Origin of the sequence: Kriegella aquimaris (genome assembly GCF_900103215.1) — a bacterium.
Taxonomy (GTDB): Bacteria; Bacteroidota; Bacteroidia; order Flavobacteriales; family Flavobacteriaceae; genus Kriegella; species Kriegella aquimaris.
On record NZ_FNGV01000010.1, the window covers coordinates 190,579 to 208,875 of the forward strand.

The 18,297-nt window shown below is 42.1% G+C and carries 14 protein-coding genes; 1 reads left to right on the forward strand and 13 read right to left on the reverse strand.

Features of this window, described 5'->3' with window-relative positions; translation table 11 throughout:
- Positions 1-98: 98 nt before the first annotated feature.
- The gene (locus BLS33_RS17825; protein ID WP_089892733.1) at positions 99-2,309 is read left to right on the forward strand and encodes a glycoside hydrolase family 16 protein; all 2,211 of its coding nucleotides are present in this window, start codon (positions 99-101) and stop codon (positions 2,307-2,309) included.
- A 61-nt stretch (positions 2,310-2,370) separates the two neighbouring features.
- On the opposite strand, the gene BLS33_RS17830 is transcribed toward BLS33_RS17825, so the two are convergent.
- From BLS33_RS17830 to BLS33_RS17890, 13 genes are all read right to left on the reverse strand, one after another.
- Positions 2,371-3,279 carry a glycosyltransferase family 8 protein gene (locus BLS33_RS17830; RefSeq protein WP_089892736.1) on the reverse strand — a complete coding sequence of 303 codons (909 nt, stop codon included), beginning with the start codon at positions 3,277-3,279 and terminating at the stop codon, positions 2,371-2,373.
- 13 nt (positions 3,280-3,292) lie between these two features.
- Positions 3,293-4,552, reverse strand: coding sequence for a hypothetical protein (locus BLS33_RS17835; protein ID WP_089892739.1), 1,260 nt, complete (start codon positions 4,550-4,552; stop codon positions 3,293-3,295).
- Positions 4,552-5,862, reverse strand: a complete 1,311-nt coding sequence (locus tag BLS33_RS17840) for a flippase (RefSeq protein ID WP_089892741.1) — start codon at positions 5,860-5,862, stop codon at positions 4,552-4,554. The genes BLS33_RS17835 and BLS33_RS17840 overlap by 1 nt, the downstream gene beginning before the upstream one ends.
- 11 nt (positions 5,863-5,873) lie before the next feature.
- Positions 5,874-8,111: a GumC family protein gene (locus BLS33_RS17845; RefSeq protein WP_089892743.1), complete on the reverse strand. Its 2,238-nt coding sequence runs from the start codon at positions 8,109-8,111 to the stop codon at positions 5,874-5,876.
- 5 nt (positions 8,112-8,116) lie between these two features.
- Positions 8,117-8,899 carry a polysaccharide biosynthesis/export family protein gene (locus tag BLS33_RS17850; protein ID WP_089892746.1) on the reverse strand — a complete coding sequence of 261 codons (783 nt, stop codon included), beginning with the start codon at positions 8,897-8,899 and terminating at the stop codon, positions 8,117-8,119.
- A gap of 331 nt (positions 8,900-9,230) precedes the next feature.
- Positions 9,231-10,586: an exopolysaccharide biosynthesis polyprenyl glycosylphosphotransferase gene (locus BLS33_RS17855; RefSeq protein ID WP_089892748.1), complete on the reverse strand. Its 1,356-nt coding sequence runs from the start codon at positions 10,584-10,586 to the stop codon at positions 9,231-9,233.
- Positions 10,587-11,081: 495 nt separating this feature from the next.
- On the reverse strand, positions 11,082-12,692 hold the full coding sequence (locus BLS33_RS17860; RefSeq protein ID WP_089892750.1) for a UxaA family hydrolase: 1,611 nt from the start codon (positions 12,690-12,692) through the stop codon (positions 11,082-11,084).
- A gap of 6 nt (positions 12,693-12,698) precedes the next feature.
- Positions 12,699-14,156: a tagaturonate reductase gene (locus tag BLS33_RS17865; RefSeq protein WP_089892752.1), complete on the reverse strand. Its 1,458-nt coding sequence runs from the start codon at positions 14,154-14,156 to the stop codon at positions 12,699-12,701.
- Positions 14,157-14,317: 161 nt separating this feature from the next.
- Positions 14,318-15,616, reverse strand: a complete 1,299-nt coding sequence (locus tag BLS33_RS17870; protein ID WP_394330906.1) for a TRAP transporter large permease — start codon at positions 15,614-15,616, stop codon at positions 14,318-14,320.
- Between the two features lie 2 nt (positions 15,617-15,618).
- The gene (locus tag BLS33_RS17875; protein ID WP_176801436.1) at positions 15,619-16,080 is read right to left on the reverse strand and encodes a TRAP transporter small permease; all 462 of its coding nucleotides are present in this window, start codon (positions 16,078-16,080) and stop codon (positions 15,619-15,621) included.
- 1 nt (position 16,081) lies between these two features.
- Positions 16,082-17,059 carry a TRAP transporter substrate-binding protein gene (locus BLS33_RS17880; RefSeq protein WP_089892755.1) on the reverse strand — a complete coding sequence of 326 codons (978 nt, stop codon included), beginning with the start codon at positions 17,057-17,059 and terminating at the stop codon, positions 16,082-16,084.
- Between the two features lie 3 nt (positions 17,060-17,062).
- Positions 17,063-17,734, reverse strand: coding sequence for a bifunctional 4-hydroxy-2-oxoglutarate aldolase/2-dehydro-3-deoxy-phosphogluconate aldolase (locus BLS33_RS17885; protein WP_089892758.1), 672 nt, complete (start codon positions 17,732-17,734; stop codon positions 17,063-17,065).
- 98 nt (positions 17,735-17,832) lie between these two features.
- On the reverse strand, positions 17,833-18,297 hold a 465-nt coding region (locus BLS33_RS17890), incomplete at its 5' end, for a PfkB family carbohydrate kinase (protein WP_245731530.1).

Consider the following 18,297-nt stretch of genomic DNA (forward strand, 5'->3'; position numbering starts at 1 on the left):
TAGGTTATAGTGGGCTTTTTTGTGTAATTCATCGTTTTAATTATACGTTTAAACGATTTTTAATACAAGTTTGCAAAAACTTTAATAAGCAAAAAGCAATGGGGGCATTTATCGGCATTATTAATTCAAAAAAAGACATTCGACTATTTATTAAATGTATATTCTTATTATTATTCATCGGAGCATGTTCTTCAGATGACCTTGATAAAAATTTCGTGTTACAGGAAGATTTGGCATCGGTCAAAATACAGGCAAGCAGTATTTTGACAGAAGATTTGTTGAACCAAGCCTCATTCGTAGCAGATTTTGATGCGGGTATTTTCGCGTTGAATGGTAAATTAGGTACTAAAGCGTCACTTGTTGATTCCTATAGAATTCAACCACGGGGTCAGAATGGTGGGGTAAAGGATAATGCGCTGCAATTGCCATTAACTGCCTTGGGCGTTACAGGTGGAGAATGGTCATATTTGATAGAAGTCACATTTCCAGATATCAAGGAATGGCCAAAATATAGCTTTTTTGCAGAATCTGGAACGGTCAATCGAAGTAATCGAATTTTACATCGAGTTTCACCAGGTCCCGATTCAAATTGTGCTTCAGAATTTCATGGAGGGGGTGATGCCCGCTACTTGGGTCTCGAACGCAGTAGTTTTTCTATGAGTGGTGGTACCCGAATATTAGTTCAACAAGCTATTGACGGATCGAGTATCATAACAAAGCTGGGTGATGACCCAGCTACCGAAAAAAAAGGGGCTTTGCCAACTGAATTTCAATATTTGGCCGTTGGGGCAGATCTTTTAGGTTTTCAACACTTTCCGGGCATTAAAATAAATCGGGTAATAGTTTTTAATAAAAAGCTTGATTATCAAGATGATCAAAATAATCGATATGGCGAAGCCGCTTTCGTGGCAGATTTTGATGAGGGCACCTTTATGCTGAATGGTCAATTAGGTACCAAAGCATCGCTTATTGACCCCCATAGAGTGCAGCCTATTGGTCAAAGTGGGGTAAAGAACAATGCGTTAAGATTGCCATTGGATGACCTAGGGGTTACAGGTGACGCGTGGTCCTATTGGATAGAAGTAACCCTTCCCAATATCAAGGATTTACCAAAAAATGTTTTCTTTGCCGAATCAGGCACTGCAGATCGAACAAACCGTATCTTACATCTGGTCACCTCTGGCCCTGATTCGCGTTGTGCTTCGGAAATTCATGGAGGGGTCGATGCCAAGTACTTGGGTGCCGAAAGAACTAGTTATGCTGTGGACAGTGGTACGCGAATTTTGATTCAACAGGCTATGGATAGATCGAGTATAATTACAAAACTCGGTGATGACCCCGCTTGGGAGAAAACAGGGGATATACCTACCGAATTTCAGTATTTGGCTGTAGGGGTCGATCTTTTGGGTTATCAGAATATTCCCGGTATTAAGATTAATCGAATCGTAATTTTCAATAAAAAGCTTGACTATTCGGAAGATAAAAATCAGGGTTATGACGTATCTGAATTTACGGATGAGGTGTTCTTTGATAGTTTTAATTGGCTTAATCTACGTTCAGGCTCCCCACGTTCTTATGAGAATGGCCAAGGTATTTGGACACCACGATTTTCGTACGGTGATGATGATTCATCGCCTAAAGGTTGGTCTGGAGTGTCTAATGTGTATATGGCGGACCCTACCTATAATTGGCCGAACCAATGGTCTCCTTTTGAAATTGAGAATTATTTTAACCTCAAAATGCGGGTAGACCGTACGACCAATACCGGGCTTGCATCAGAAGTGCCGATCAACCCAAATACAGGAAAACCTTATGAGTGGATTGGTGGGGTTCTCACGACAAAACATTCCAATACTTTTAAAGCCCCTTGTTATATCGAAGCTCGAATTAAGTTTCCAAAAGCCAGTAAAGGAATTTGGAATGCCTTTTGGCTCTATAATAATGATGACGGACACCACAAAGAAATAGATATAGCGGAGTATTGGACGAAAAATCCAGAAAGTTATGGTGTGGCCCAGCATAGCTCCATTGGTTCAAACATAGAACATGAGATTAAACATACGTATCCGGCCATTGATTTGACCGAAGATTACCACCGTTACGGGTTGGTATGGGCAGATGGTAAGTTGGTGTTTTTGTTGGATGGGAAAGAAGTGGCAACACTACAACAGCATGAGGCATTGACCGATGCCGAACTTTATATAATTCTCAACGCTGGCATTGGAGGATATCAAGGTGATCCTGATCAAAATACGTCGAACAGTAACGAGATGCTTGTTGATTGGGTGAGAGTTCAAAAGAGGCCTTAATTTTTGAAAAGTTCCCCAATAATTATGGACAATAAATCTGAGGGTTTGAAAATGCCTGTTTTTAATTTTTTTCGCAGGATTTCTTAGAAAACCCACTCTTTATATAGAGTGTTCTGAGATACGAACGTCTAATTTTCCATGTTCGTCTTAAGGTGGGGCGATCCATAGTTTTGTACTCGTTGATCCAATTCACGTCGGCATACTTGGCCCATGTATCGTGCCCAGAATGGATAAGTCTACCACAAATGTCCCATGGTTTTGGGGAACCTATGAAATGGTTAATTTGGCCATTGGTCCTGTTTCCGGGAATTGAAAGGTGTGGTGCCCACTCGTAATTGAAGTGTATCGGTAATTCTTTATAACTACCGGCAAAAATTATATTGAGTAATACTTGATCTCTAAATTTTGCCGCTGGTTTTAAACGCAGGCCCAAAGTCTTGCACTGTTCTTTAATGTTGTGTTTCCGCCAGTAATCTAAGTTTATCAAAAGTACACCTGAGTTGAAAGAGGCCAGTAACGGGTTCAAAGCCATAAGGTTTACATAAATATAGTGTTCCATTACGGTTCCCAAAGGGGTGGTAGGAACCGCGGCAAGTCCGTAATCATTAAGGTCGAAATTATTGAACTTAAGCACATCTTCCTCAATAACAATATCTGAATCTAAATAAAGAACTTTATCGTCTGCGATATGCTCAGGTAAAAGCAGTCTTCCATAATTGGTCCAATCCCCATGAAGTGGATGTAAATCTCCAAACTCTATTTGCGGACTAATATCTATTAAATGAAATTGACCATTAAAGTGCTCTTTTTCCAGTAGCACTTTAATGTTTTTCTTGTCTTGAGGGAGCAAATCTGCGCACAATACCCAAATGACCAGTAAGTCCGGTTGTGAGCAATTGCGTAACATAGATGTAATGGTCGCACCTAAACCTACCATGCCCAGTCTGTTAATGCTGAAGCCTATGTTCATAATATATCTATTTTTATTCCGTATTGGTCTCGTAGGATTTACTTTGTAACACCTTATATACACTTATCAAAATCAACAATGTGATGCTAAAATCCAAAGTTTTATAATTTGGCTCCAAAAAAATACCAATAAGTAGTGGGGGTATCGAGGAGAATAAGACCGTACCATCGTAACTGAAGGCTTTGGCTTTCATCCAAGTCGAAGCAAATAAATAGAACACCAGTATGACTAATAGAAGAGAAATCAAATAACCTGAAAGACCAAATTTTAAGATGGAATAAGCTATAAAAGAGTGCGCATAACTTATACGTTTTCCAGGATGTAATCGGGTCTGAACCGCAGGGCTGGCCCAACTTGAACCCCACCCTTGGCCTAGTAACTGTGCATATTGAGGTCTGTCAAAGGTAAGTTCTGTAATTTGAACGATTTCTTCAACCTTTCCATTATTACCGTGATTTTTTTGTTTGTTGGTCAGATTCTCCAGATAGGGGGAAATTGTGGCGGGGCCCGACGCAATAATAAAAATAAAAAAAGCAACACCACCAATCACAGCCTTACGAAGTATAGAGACGGGCCATATAAACATAGCCAATAAAATAAATAAGACGTAAAATGCCGTAGGTGCGCGCATTACGGCAAGATAGGTGCCCATAAATGGAATAAGGCTTAGAAACAGCAATCCGAATCCTTTGAAATATTTCCCTAAATGAATTAAATTGCAACCTTTGAGTAATAAAAAGCACATGGCGAAGGTTACGGCAGAGGACTGTATAAGTAGGTGCATTTCCAACCAGACAATTCCTTTTTTTGCTAAAATATCTCCGATAAATGGAAGCACCTCCCTAATGGAGAATAGAATACCTACAACGGTAAGCAGCCAGGGTAGGGTTCGGTGTACCGCCTTAAAGAAGGTTCTCCCTTCATTCCTTCTTATTAAAAAGAGGCATGCAAAACAGAGGTATAGAAATGGAACGATATCCCTAATTATATTGCCCAGCGAAGAACCTCCGACCAAGCCTACTATCAAGGGCCAGAAAAATATAGCACTTAATGCGGCTAAAAGTAGTAACGAATATAAAGACTTTTTTAAATGGAGGACGGTCATTAAAAAGGCAATACCTAAAAATAGGCCGACGCCAAGCTCTAACACAGAGATTACTTGCGGGTAGGGGTGGCTGAATGCATAAAGCAAACAAATGGAACAAAGGCTCGCAAACGAGATTTGATCATTTGTGTTGTCAAGTTTCAACCTATTACGCAAGTATGAAATCATTATTGTCCTGACTTGATTAATGGTTTTATTTTTTTCATTGCTAAAGTGTAGGCAACTAAATACCAGCTAATGATACTGATTGCACTTGCCACCGCAGCCCCTTCAATACCGTAGGAAGGTATAAGTAGGTAGTTGAGTATAATGTTGAGTATTAGACCAAAAAGAATGCATTTCCAAAGCAGATCTTGATTATTGCTCATTTGCAGTATATAGGTCGATGGGCCAAAATAGTTTCTTACCAAAAAGCCGATTGCCAAAATTACCAAGCAATAGTAGCTATCCGTAAACTCAGGGCCAAAGATAGACAGAATCAGGTGACCTCCTAGAATAATGGGAATTACAAGCGCCAATGTTGTGAGAAAACTCATTTTTTTTACTTTTTTTAAAGCACTTACCGAAACGATGCCTTTGCTGAAATCTTTGGCAAATTTTGGCGCCGCGACCGAATTTAACGAGTAAGGAATTAAAATCAGAACGTTGGCAATTCTCGAAGCCACACTATAGAGACCCACACTTTCATTGTCTTTCATAATGCCCAGCATAAGACTGTCTGTCCAGTTGACCAGAAAAAGTATGGAAGCCGTGAGCATCATGGGGTAAGACTGTTTCAATATCTTTGGCCAGCCTTCATCAATACGCTCATGGGTCGTTGTATAATCTAATTTTCTTAGCCCGTCTCTTACCCACACGTGTCCTAACAATAATGTAAAGACCACTCCAAATGATAAACTGTAAAAAACAATCCAGTCTTGGTTTGTAAAAATACTGGCAATTAAAAGAAAAATACCGGAGAATAAATAGATGCTGGTATTTGTTGAAAATGAGAACTTGCTAAAACTCTCCATTCCATTAAGTACGGCACCATAGATATTGATCATGGCCAAAGGAAGAATTCCTATAGCGACCGCTAGTATGGCATAGGTGTAAGATGCATCCAAGAATGTTTTTGCAACCCATTGGGAAGTAATGACAAGTATGGCCGTAAGCAGTAAGGATACAATTATAGCTATTCGGGTCGATTTTTTGAAGTACTGTTTTAGCTTGGAGTCCCTTGCCGGATAAAGGTAGGATGCTTTTTGGAGCATATAGACATCCGTTCCACACCTGCCCAAATTAGCCGTCACCTGAAGAATAGTATAACAAATAGTGTATACTCCAACGGTGGCAGCACCATAAACCCGTGATACATATAAAACAAATAAATAGCCAAAAAGTATGCCCAATAGCCTGTTGATCAAGACAGTGCTGCCACTTTTGACAAAGTTGAAATCAAGGTTTAAGAGCTTGAACGTTTTTGAAAAAAACTTCATTCGGATTTGGGTTATGCTTTGTTCATTATTACAATTCCTATATTACTATCTAGACTCATATTGCCATAGTTTTCAGATAGTACAGAAGTTTTTGTAAAGCCACTTTGTACGATAAAGAGCGTGAAGTCTAAATGTTCCCTAACCTTGTAATAAGCTAATGAATCGTTTAAAGAAGGGGCTAGAAGTAGCACAAAATCGTGGCTCTCCCTTAATTTGAAGAGCAATTCTTGAATGCTATTGCCATGTGCAAATTCTCCGGCACTTACTTTGTGTACTGATAACTCGGTGCTGAGCTCCGTGTCAATTAGGTCTTGTACTTGGTTATTTATTACTTTTTTAGTTGCTATTCTTTTAGGTTGTTCAAAGGTATCTTCTAAATCTGAGGTTAAATGCACAAGGGCAACACGATCTCCCATAGCAATCATTTGGCCTACTAATCCTTTTGTAAGAGCATAGGTGTCTTCGCTCGGATTGGAGGCGACTATGGAAATAACTTTTGTGCCGTCTTTGGCTTTTTCTTTCAATTTGTTATAAACTTTGAGCGATTTAGAAACTTTTATTTTATCTTTTTGGTATGGGATGCTATCTAGAACTGGCCATTTTATGTAGGTAGGAATATCGCTTTCAGTTATTATTTTTGATAAGGTTATGTATTTCCAGAACAACACACCTAATGAAGTCAAAAGACCCAATAAGATAAAGACGATTAATAGCAGTGGCTTACTTGGGAACGCCTTACCCACAAGATGGGCCTCGTCGATTACAATTTTGTCAGAAACATTTGTGGCAAGGGCAATATTGGCTTCTGCCCTTTTTTGTAAAAGATAACTATAGAGATCGTCATTAAGGGAAAAATTGCGCTCGATAGAAGTCAAATTGCGTTCCCCTCGGGGGAGTTGCGCAATTTGGTCGTTGATTTTATCTAATCTTTCCTCTGTGTTACGTAGATTGATAGTATAGGAGCTTAGAAGGCTATTTACGTTGTTAAGTACTGCCGAGCGACTTGCTCTAATGCGTTGGTCAATACCTTTGAGAACAGGACTTTCACTGCTGGAGGAAAACGCAATTGAGCTACGTTCCTGAATCAGTGCGTTTAATTCAATAACAAGATTGCTAAGAACTTGGTCTTCAATACCCGCTGTCGATACCGATTCCATCTCATCGATGCTTCCTTTTTTGGTCAGGGTATTCGTAAGATATTGGTAATATTCAATTTTTACGGTAAGGTCTGATTTTTTCTCATTAAGTGTCGTAAATTGATTGTTCAGGTTTTCGGAGGTCTTTTCGATGTCAATGATTTCATTTTTTGATCTGAAATCTTCAAGTGAACCCTCAATAGTAGATAAGGTGTCTACAGCGATATCAAGTTGTTTGTCTATTGAAGCGATGGTGCTTTGGGCAAGACGATTCTTTTTTGATAGGCTCTTGGCGATGTAGGTAGTCATTAACCCATTAATAAAATCAATTTCCTTCTGAGGGAGGGGTGATGAACTACTAATGTTAAGAATGCTCGCCCCGTCAAATATGGGAGCTATTGCCAAGTTATTGCGGTAGGTCTCCGCAAGACTGCGCATTTCATTGATGACAAATACATACTCAGTATCGGCAGAAGTAGGAACGTTTTCCTGAAGGGCGATACTGAAATTCAGATAATTATCAGTGTAAGGTTCTGTAAGTTTTAATGTTTTGTCTATTATGACTTTATCAGGTGACGTCTCGTAACTGGCATCAATAGCCGTTGATCGAAATAAATGTGTTCCTTTTTCAATAGTCGCCTGCACCCGATACGTATCATTTTCTAGGAATGTAATTTGCACGGGTACATCAGTTGCTTGTGGAAAACCCTCTGTCAGGCGAATTTGAAAAAAAGGATTCAGGATTTCTTTATCTCCCGCTCCAATACCAAAAATACGCGACGATGCCTCATATAAGGTAATATGGTAATTCATGTCTCGTAGCGTTTCCGCAATGGTAGAAAGCGAGGTGATTGCACCGATTTCATCGGCTACATTGGTCTCTGAAGCAAAAAGCTCGGCTCCTTTTAGGAAAAGTTCCTGTTGGGTTCCAGCGGTACTTAAACTCTGGTTCTGAATTTGTAGCGAAGCTTCGACTTTATATTTTTCACCTACTTTCTGAATGGTTATCATTGCAAGAAGTAAAGCAACAACAAGAACCGCCGGAATATAAAACCAGTTGTGGCGAAGTATATATAAAATTTTATCAATATTTATAGCGTTTTTATTCACCATCTTTCTTAGTTTGTAAAGTTTAACAGAAGTACTATCGAAGATATAGCCCCAAAAACAATGCTTAGAAGGTTAAATGTGCTGAGGTTGTCACGTTGATTTCGCTCTTTTCTAGGTTGTACATAAACTACATCGTTAGGAAGCAATTGAAAATACTCGGAGCTAAAAATATTGGGGTTTCTTAGGTCGAGAAGCATGCCTTTCATACCACTTTGAGTTTGTCTTAGTACGGTAATGTTTTCCCGATTGCCAAAAAGGGTCATGTCACCTGCCAATGCAAGTGCCTCTAATAGATTTGCCTGCTCATTGTAGACGTAATAATATCCTGGTGCATTAACTTCTCCAAGCACTGAAATTTTGAAACTTACCATTTTAACAATTACATTCGCATTGGGAAGGTAGCGCCGTACGGCTTTTTGAATTTGCTCCTCTGCTTTTGATAGGGTTAGTCCGGCAACGGAAACCTGACCAATTTCAGGTAGGTTAATTCTTCCTTCTTTAGATATTGAATATCCGCCAAGGTATAAGGCTGCGGGACTTACTTGTTGAAAAGTGCTGCCAGATTGGAGGTTGAAATAATCTGAACTAGCAGCGTCAAGTGTCTTAATCTGAACATTTAAAATATCCCTAGGCTGCAGCTTATATTCCACTATCGTATCCAAAATTGATATGGGGAAGTCATGGTTAAAGTTGGGGTTGTTTATGTAAACCGTACTCTTGTTTGTCATGCACGAGAAGAGCATAAAGCTGAGTAATACTAATAATAAGGTATTCCTAAAGGTTGTATACATCTTAGACTATTTATTAAGGCTTATAAAATAACTTGTAGAACTAGATATTGGTTAATCATCTTTATGGTCATAAACTGCCAAAAACTTCGCAACATATCTATCTATCTATCTATCTATCATGTGGTTTCTACTATAATTTATTAAAGTAACGGTGGGTTTTATATTAATTTATTTTTTCCTTAGTTTGTTGTGCTTTTCTATTCATGTAAATTGATGCACTAATAGATCAATATTTTTTTAAATCAATACCGAAAAGGACGGTTGAAATACCATTCAGAGCGTATATGAAATTTCTCTTTATATTGAGGTGTGCTCAGAAAAGAGCAGAACGTCAATACGCTTTTTCCTCTCCCCGTACCGCATTGGTAACGGTCTGTCCGATAATACGGATATCAAGTCCTAAAGTCCATTTTTCGACATAAAAAATATCCAACCGTACTCGGTTTAAAATATCGGCTTGCTTGAGTATTTCTCCTCGGTAACCGCTTACTTGTGCCAAACCGGTAATGCCCGGTTTTACAAAGTGGCGTACCAAATATTTATCGACCGAGGTTTCATAATCCACCGTATGTAGTTCCATGTGCGGGCGTGGCCCGACCACACTCATATCACCCAGAAACACATTAAAGAATTGGGGCAGTTCATCGATACTGGTCTTTCGTAATATTTTGCCAATTTTGGTGATGCGCATATCGTTTTTGCTGGCCATTTTTGAATCGGCATCGGTACTCGCGGTCATCGACCGGAATTTATAGCACCAAAAAGCTTTGCGCTTAAAACCATGACGCTTTTGCTTAAAGAATAAATTACCAGGAGATTCCAATTTTATCAATATATATAATAGCGGAGTCAACCAAGAGAGCACGGTAAGAATGACCATGGAAGAAAATAGGATGTCAAAGGTACGTTTGGCGAGACGCCCAAACTCGGTGTCCAAAGGAACCTTACGAAGGTTGAGTACGGGTATATTACCGTAGGTTTCGATTGACATCGCCCGGGAATAGATTTCCTTATTATCAAGAATAATCTTAAACTTAATCAAATTGTTATCGGCAAATTGAATCAAGTTTTCCAATTGTTTCCGACTAAATTTGGAGGCCACACAATAGACCTGGTCGATGTCATGCTGTAGCATATAACCAAAGCAATCTGAAATCTTGCCCAGATAGGTAGGGCTTTTAGACTCTTTATCATCGAAAAAGCCTTGGTAACGATACCCGAAATAGGGGTCGTCAAATTCCTTGCGAATTTTTTTAAGGTTGGCATCCCTGCCCAGTACGACCACATTGACAAAGTTTCCGCCGATCATACGATATTTTCGCGTCATCCAAAAGAAAAGGATGCGGTAGCCAATAAAAAAGCTACACAGTATGGCGAAAACAAATAATTGGTAGTTTAACGAGTCGTAAGTACGTCCCTTTAGACCGAAGAGTGCAAAATAGGCCAACCCATAAATAGTATACAAATGTAGTGTCTTGAGAAACTTGTCCGAAAAACGCTCCTTACGTTCGGTAGGGTAGTAATCTAAAAAATAAGTGATGACCAACCACGAGACATTATAGTATAAGATGTTAAAAGGGTCAAGGTACGTATGTGGTGTCAAGAAATACAACACCCCGTTAATAATCCCCAAATGTATGAATATGGAAAGCGGGATTATAAAATCGGAATTCTTTAATTTTCTCATAGAACAATTGTTTTAATTCCGTTCACTCATCAAAAAATATTACATCACCCTTCTCCGAAACGGTATTCGTAATATATACCTGGCCAGCCAATACTTATGATGATTTTCGCGGTACTTTTCAATATAAAAAACTAAAAATCAATTAGTTAGGTTGTTAAATTGAGAAATGATATCCTATTTTTGGATACTTCGGCAAATATATACATAAGGTCGAAAGTGACAAAAGCAAAGGGAGTGTTCTGTCTAATAATTGAATAGTCTGTAATTAATGGGAGGGTAACTTATAATTTAGGAAATTCAAGACCTTATTTTAGCGAATATGGAGATTGGGGTAAGTTAAATGTTGTGAGGGTGAAAATGTAGGAAGGGGTTTGACTAAATTTAAATATACCGAGCAGAACGAAGGTAGTCGCCTTCTTTTTGCTCGGTATATTAGTGTTGTTGTACTTAAAAAACCATTAAGGTTCTGTCAATTTGAGTACAGGCGAATATGTGCTACAATGAAACGCCCCGTTTCCAATGAATAAAATCGTTCTGGTTCATCTGATCGGCCTTGGAGATAATTTCGCCACTGGCCACTTTGACCACGTATTCCAAAATTTCGTTGCCCATTTCGGCAATCGTTTTTTCTCCGCGCACTACCGCCCCGGTTTCGATATCGATAATGTCCGGCATTTTTTCGGCGACCAGGGTATTGGACGATACTTTAATAATAGGGGCGATCGGGTTGCCCGTAGGTGTACCCAATCCCGTTGAAAACAATACGACCGAAGCTCCCGAACCGACCATGCCAGTGGTACTTTCCACATCGTTCCCGGGAGTACATAGTAAATTTAAACCCGGTTTGGTAACGTATTCGCCATAGTCCAGTACCGCCTGAATGGGGGAGGTGCCTCCTTTTTTGGCGGCTCCTGCCGATTTCATGGCATCGGTGATCAAACCGTCTTTGATATTCCCCGGGGAAGGGTTCATGTCAAAACCGGAACCTGCCGCTTCCGCCGCATTTTCATAAGCTTTCATCAGCTCCATAAAACGTTGGGCATCGGCTTCGTTGACACAGCGGTTGACGAGTTCTTGTTCGACGCCACAGAGTTCAGGAAATTCAGAAAGTATAGGCGAACCGCCCAATGCGGCCAAGAGATCTGAGGCATAACCCAACGCAGGGTTGGCAGAAATACCCGAAAATCCGTCAGAGCCTCCGCATTCCAAGCCCATTTTTAGTTTTGAAAGGGGCGCCGGTTGCCGCGGAATCTTATTGGCTTCCTTTATGGCCGCAAAAGACTCTTTGATAATCGTATTCAGCATTTCGTCCACCGTACCCATGGCCTGTTGCTCGTAAATCAAAATCGGTTTTTTAATATCGGGATTGATGGTACGCAAGGCCGTATTAAAGGTTTCGACCTGTAGGTTTTGACAGCCCAGGCTTAAAATGGTGGCTCCGGCAACGTTCGGGTTGTTGACATAACCGGCCAATAAAGTCGCCAGCGAATCGGAGTCTTGGCGCATTCCGCCGCAACCGCCCTGATGGGTGATAAAACGTACGTCGATATTGTCGAATACTTCCCGGTTCGGGGCTTCGGGTGCATCGGTCTGTGCCGTACCATGAACCAAACTGCGGAGCAATTGGCGTTGGCTGCTGGTCTTATTGAACGAAAGTTCTTTTTCGAAAACTTCCTTTAGCAATTCCACATTTCGGTTTTCACAGAAAACCAACGGAAAGAATAGCCATACATTGGCGGTACCTACCTGTCCGTCACCACGATCGTAGCCCATAAACGTACGGTCTTTCCAAGCCGAAATGTCGGGAGGCGTCCAACCTGTAGTCTCGGTTTTTTCCTTAACGGGCGTACTCTGGTGTTTGACATTATCAACCGTAAGCACATCGCCTTTTTTGATTTCGGTAACTGCTTTTCCGACCAATACCCCGTACATATAAATTTTGTCCTCGGGTGCCAAATCGACCATGGTGATTTTGTGCTTGGCCTTGGTGTCGGATAAGATGATGATATCCTCGCCCTCAAAGGCAATTTTGTCACCTTGTACCAAGCCGACCAGTGCGATGGCTACGTTATCTTCGGGTTGTACCTTTATTAGTTTATGTTCCATCTGCGATTATGTTGTAGGGTTAGAGGTGGTGGCAAAGGTTTTAAAACCTTGTTCGACTCCTTGTTTTTCTATCAATTCGAGGGCATGGGCCATAGCTTCGGCCAAGCCTTTGATTGCCGTCACGTTCTGGTCCCAATAACTTTCCTTGCTTAAAACTTCTTTCGCTATAAGGGTATAGTCGTTCGAACTCCAAATAGCTGACAGTTCTGCCACTAAAGTGGCATCGTCATTGACCGGTAATTTCTCATCCTTCCATTCGCCCTTGTAAAATCGGATCAAACAGGCAAAGGCAAAGACCAAATGTTGGGGCAGTGCGTTGTTTTCTTCTACATATTCCAACAAGCTGGGCAATACCCGTACCTTAAATTTGGAAATGGAGTTCAGGGCAATACTGGCTAACTGATGTTTTATAAACGGATTTCGAAAACGGTCGAAGACATCGTTGGCGAATTGTTCCAATTCGTTTTTATCCATGTCAAGGGTCGGAATGATTTCGTCAAAAACGGCCGAACGGATAAAAGCGCCCGTGAAATCATTATCCACACTCTCTTTGACGGTTTCATTGCCATACAATAAAGAGAAGGGTACCATAGCGGTATGGGCACCGTTTAAGATACGAACCTTCCGGGTGCGATAGGGTTGCATATCGGCAACAATCTTAACATCCAAATCGGTTTTATCAAAGGGGAGCTTTCTTTTTAAATCGGCATCGCCTTCGATAACCCATAGAAAAAAGGTCTCCGCACTAACGATAAGGTTGTCTTCATAATCCAATTGCTTGTTATAGTCCTTGATCTGATCTCTGGGATATCCGGGAACGATACGGTCGACCAGCGTATTGTGGAAACTACAGGCGTTTAAGACCCAATTTTTAAAAGTATCTTCCAAATTCCATTCCTCGATATAGGTCAGTATGATTTGCTTTAAGGTATCGGAATTGTGGTTTATCAATTCACAGGGAATCAGGGTCAAGCCCTTTTCGGCGGCCCCGTCAAAATGTTTCCATCGTTCATAGAGCAGTACCGTAAGCTTGGCGGGAAAGGATGTCGGAGGCCGCATGCCGACCGTATCGCTTGCCACATGGGCAATGCCCGCTTCGGTGGTGTTCGATATGATAAACTCCAACGCTTCTTCCTTGGCCAAGGCCAAATAGTCATCAAAATTGGCGTACGGATCTACCCCTTTGACAATATTGGTGATCAGTTCTTTTTCTTGGGTTTCCGCACCATTTTTTATCCCTTTCATAAATAGGGTGTACAAACCGTCTTGGGCGTTCAAAAGGTCGACCATACCCCGGTCGATGGGTTGTACTACGGCAATTCCGGCATTAAAATCCACTTCCTGATTTAACTTTTGAAATGCGTATTCTACAAATGCGCGTAAAAAGTTGCCTTCCCCAAATTGGATGACCTTAATCGGCAAGGTAGCTTCTAGACCGTTATTTTTTCTATTTAATTTTTTCACAACTTGAATTTTGAGTAATTAATGGATACGAAATAGCTTGTAAAATCGATAGTTCTAATCGTTAACTGAACGACCGCGGCTATTTTGACTTAAATGATGGTTTTTAGTATGCCCTTACGGACACATTCTTAAAACTGCTTGGTTGTCGCATGCAGCTATTGTTACAGATCAAAAAGACTAGGCAACCACAAACTTAATTGTGGAATATAGGTGACAAGGAACAACGCAATGATCATGGCGATAAACAAAGGCAACAAAGGTTTAAAGACCTTTTCAATGGTCGTCTTTGCAATACCAACGCCCACGAAGAGCACCGATCCCACGGGGGGTGTACAGAGTCCGATACAAAGGTTGAGTACCATAATGATTCCGAAATGCACCGGGTCTAGTCCTAATTTGGTCACCACGGGTAAAAATATCGGGGTAAAGATCAAGACAGCGGGGGTCATATCCATAAATATTCCAACAAATAAAAGCAACAGGTTGATGATTAATAGGATGACGATTTTATTATCGCTCAAGCCTAAAAGTCCTGTGCTGATATCTTGCGGAATGTTCTCGTACGACAGTGCCCAAGACATACACATGGAAGCCCCGATAAGCAACATCACAATAGCGGTAGTTGCCGAGGAATCCAATAGGATTTGTGGGAGTTTAGGAAAGGATATTTCCTTATATATAAAACCAAGAATCAGGCTATAGAGTACGGCGATGGCCGAAGCTTCCGTAGCGGTAAAGACTCCGGAGACAATACCTCCGATAACAACGACGAGCATAAAAAGGCTCGGAAGTGCATCGATAAAGGTTCGGAATACTTCTTTTAGGGTACTTCGTTTTCCGACTTTATATTTTTTCTTTTTCGCCCAAAAGGAAGCCACGATCATTAAAAAGAGTCCCGTTAAGATACCGGGAATGTAACCCGCCAAAAACAGGGCTGCAATAGATGCGCCGCCACTGGCCAGTGAATAAACGATCAGTACATTACTCGGTGGAATGACCAAACCGGTCGTAGCCGATGTGATATTGACGGCCGCCCCGAATTCACGGGAATAACCTTCTTTTTCCATTTCAGGACCTAAAATACTTCCCATCGCCGATGCGGAAGCCATAGCCGAACCGGCAATGGCACCCATCAACATGGCCGCAATAACGTTGATAAGGGCAAGTCCGCCCGGAAGCGAACCCACCAAGGTTTTGGCAAAGGCAATAAGTCTATGGGCGATACCCCCTTTATTCATCAGCTCTCCCGAGAGTACAAAGAAGGGTATGGCGAGCAGCGCAAAACTGTCGAGCCCGGTGGCCATACGCTGTGAAACCGTTGTAAAGGCCGGTATGGCGGGAATGCTGACCAACATAGTCAACATTGACGAGATGGCAATACTCCAGGCGACCGGTGTACCAATGGCCAAAAGACATAAAAAACTGAGTACCAATACAAAAATGGGTAGACTTTCCAACATGGTTATTTTTTTAAGAGATCGGATACTTTATAGAAAATGATAAGGAGGCCACTGATCGGAAGAATCATATAGACTACCGCCAAGGGTATTTGAAGTGCAGGTGATTGTTGCCCTAACAGATACGAAATGTAGACCAAGCGCGAGCCGCCAATAACGAAGGCGACCGAAACAAAGAGAATGATCAAAACAGTGACTATGGTCTTCAGCTTTTTCCGGTTCTTGGCACTGGCCCTCGAGGGCAAGATATCAATAGCTACGTGCAAGTCTTTGCCTGCTACGTAGGCGGCACCTAAAATACCGATCCATATCATAAGATAGCGCGCCAATTCATCGGTGAACGAACTGGGATCTCCCGTAACATAGCGGGTAAAAACCTGCCAGAGTACGTTGACCACCATAACGGACATGATGACCACAAGTGCCCTGCCTAAAATTTTGTCGATTAGTTTTCGTATTTCGGTCATATTACTTGGTTTCTTGTATTTGTTTGATCAACGGATAGATTTCACTATCGTTTTTATAGTCTTCCAGAATGTCCGCTACTTTATCGGCGAAAAGGGTTTTGTCAGGTCGGATAATTTCGACACCTGCTTTTTCAACTTCCCGTAAGGCTTCCGCTTCGGCTTCTGCCCATAATACACGTTGGTATTTGACGGATTCGGTCACTGCTTCGTTCAGCCATTTTTGCTCTTGTTCAGATAGCTTGTCCCAAACATAGGTACCCATCAATAATACATCGGGCAAGACGGTATGCTCGTCCAAAGAATAGTATTTACACACCTCATAATGTCTGGAAAGGTAAAAACTCGGCGGATTGTTCTCTGCGCCGTCTACAACCCCTTGTTGTAACGAGGTGTAGAGTTCACCCCATGAAATGGGTGTCGGGGAACCCCCTAATTCTTGTACCATACGTACCGCGGTGGCACTCTCCATCACCCGTATCTTCTGACCTTTCAGGTCATCAGGGGTGTGAATGGGTTTGTGCATGGTATAAAAACTACGGCTTCCCGCATCGTAATATCCTAGCCCTTTGAGCCAATATTTCTTGCCATCGTCTAAAAGCTCCTGGCCAATGGGGCCGTCTAGTACATCAAAAGAATGCTGGCGATCCCGAAAGAGAAACGGAAGCCCCAAAACGGTCATCTTATGCGCAAAATTTTCAAGCACCCCCACCGATACCTTGGTCATATCGAGACTGCCGATCTGCAAAAGCTCTAGGCATTCGCGCTCGGTACCGAGTTGCTGGCTGGGATAAATCTCCAGTTTGAGTTTGCCTCCCGATCTTTGCAACAGATCTTCCCCCATTTTCACCATGGCCTTATGAACCGAATGACTTACATCGAGGCCGTGGCCCAATCTTAGTGTTTTTGTGCTATTTTCCATGGAGCAGCCCATGAGCAACATAAGAACAAGTGTTGCGGAGAAGTTTCTGATCAATCGCATGTGTTAGTTGTTTCGTACTTTCTTGATAGTATCCAATGTGTTTTTGACCGTTTGGGTCAGACCGACGAAATCTTGATCGGCCAATACCTGTTTTGAGATCAATTTCGACCCCATACCTACGCAGATCACTCCGGCATCGAACCATCCCCTAAGGTTGTCTTCTTCCGGTGATACGCCTCCAGTCGGCATAATGCTCGTCCAAGGGCAGGGCCCTTTGATTCCTTTTACGAACCCGGGACCATAAAGGTCGCCAGGGAATAATTTAACAATCTCGCAGCCCAGTTCCTCGGCACGGGAAATTTCGGTTAGCGAACCACAACCGGGAGACCATAACACTTTTCTACGGTTACAGACCACGGCGATATCTTCCCTTAAAACAGGGGTTACGATAAAGTTCGCGCCCAATTGCATGTACAGCGAGGCGGCAGCGGCATCGGTAATCGAGCCAACACCCAAAATCATGCCCGGTAATTCGGCCAATGCATATTTGTTGAGTTCCGCAAATATTTCAAAGGCGAAATCGCCCCGAGCGGTAAATTCCATAAGGCGTGCACCACCATCATAACAGGCTTTGAGCACTTTTTTTCCTAAAACGGTATCGGGATGGTAAAACAAAGGAACCATTCCAGTTTCTTTCATTACCGCAGCTACTTCTAATCTTGAATATCGGGCCATTTTTATGGGTACTTGTTTAAGTTGTATTATCGATTTGAATCAAAGCGGAAAAATTCCAAATTAAATTGGCGCCTTCCGCTTCACATGTGGTCGGTCGGTTATCGTGCCACCCTACCGGAAGCATCGCCCCCCATGAGTTTCGCCACCTCGTCGACGGTCACCAGGTTGGCATCGCCCTTGATGGTGTGCTTCAGACAAGAGGCCGCCACGGCAAAGTCGAGCGCGTTCTGGTCGTCGTCGGGGTATTGCAGCAGGCCGTAGATCAGGCCGCCCATAAAGGAATCGCCCCCACCTACGCGGTCGACGATATCGGTGATCTGGTACTGCCGGGTCTCGTACATCTTCTCACCATCGTAAAGTACGCCGGCCCAGGTATTGTGCGATGCTGAAATGGACCCCCTCAAGGTGGTGATCACCTTTTTCGCCTTCGGGAACTTTTTCATCATCTGCTTGCAGACCGATAGAAAGGCCTCGGCCTTTACCTCGCTGCCGTGCTTGTGCACGTCAAGGCCCTCGGGATGGATCCCGAAATGTTTTTCGGCATCTTCCTCGTTGCCCAGGAT

Coding starts and splice junctions, on each gene's coding strand:
- BLS33_RS17850 (WP_089892746.1), bottom strand. CDS start 8,899: ATGTATACAACCTTTAGGAATACCTTATTATTAGTATTACTCAGCTTT.
- BLS33_RS17880 (WP_089892755.1), bottom strand. CDS start 17,059: ATGCGATTGATCAGAAACTTCTCCGCAACACTTGTTCTTATGTTGCTC.
- BLS33_RS17885 (WP_089892758.1), bottom strand. CDS start 17,734: ATGGCCCGATATTCAAGATTAGAAGTAGCTGCGGTAATGAAAGAAACT.
- BLS33_RS17845 (WP_089892743.1), bottom strand. CDS start 8,111: ATGGTGAATAAAAACGCTATAAATATTGATAAAATTTTATATATACTT.
- BLS33_RS17840 (WP_089892741.1), bottom strand. CDS start 5,862: ATGAAGTTTTTTTCAAAAACGTTCAAGCTCTTAAACCTTGATTTCAAC.
- BLS33_RS17860 (WP_089892750.1), bottom strand. CDS start 12,692: ATGGAACATAAACTAATAAAGGTACAACCCGAAGATAACGTAGCCATC.
- BLS33_RS17870 (WP_394330906.1), bottom strand. CDS start 15,616: ATGTTGGAAAGTCTACCCATTTTTGTATTGGTACTCAGTTTTTTATGT.
- BLS33_RS17830 (WP_089892736.1), bottom strand. CDS start 3,279: ATGAACATAGGCTTCAGCATTAACAGACTGGGCATGGTAGGTTTAGGT.
- BLS33_RS17825 (WP_089892733.1), top strand. CDS start 99: ATGGGGGCATTTATCGGCATTATTAATTCAAAAAAAGACATTCGACTA.
- BLS33_RS17835 (WP_089892739.1), bottom strand. CDS start 4,552: ATGATTTCATACTTGCGTAATAGGTTGAAACTTGACAACACAAATGAT.
- BLS33_RS17875 (WP_176801436.1), bottom strand. CDS start 16,080: ATGACCGAAATACGAAAACTAATCGACAAAATTTTAGGCAGGGCACTT.
- BLS33_RS17855 (WP_089892748.1), bottom strand. CDS start 10,586: ATGAGAAAATTAAAGAATTCCGATTTTATAATCCCGCTTTCCATATTC.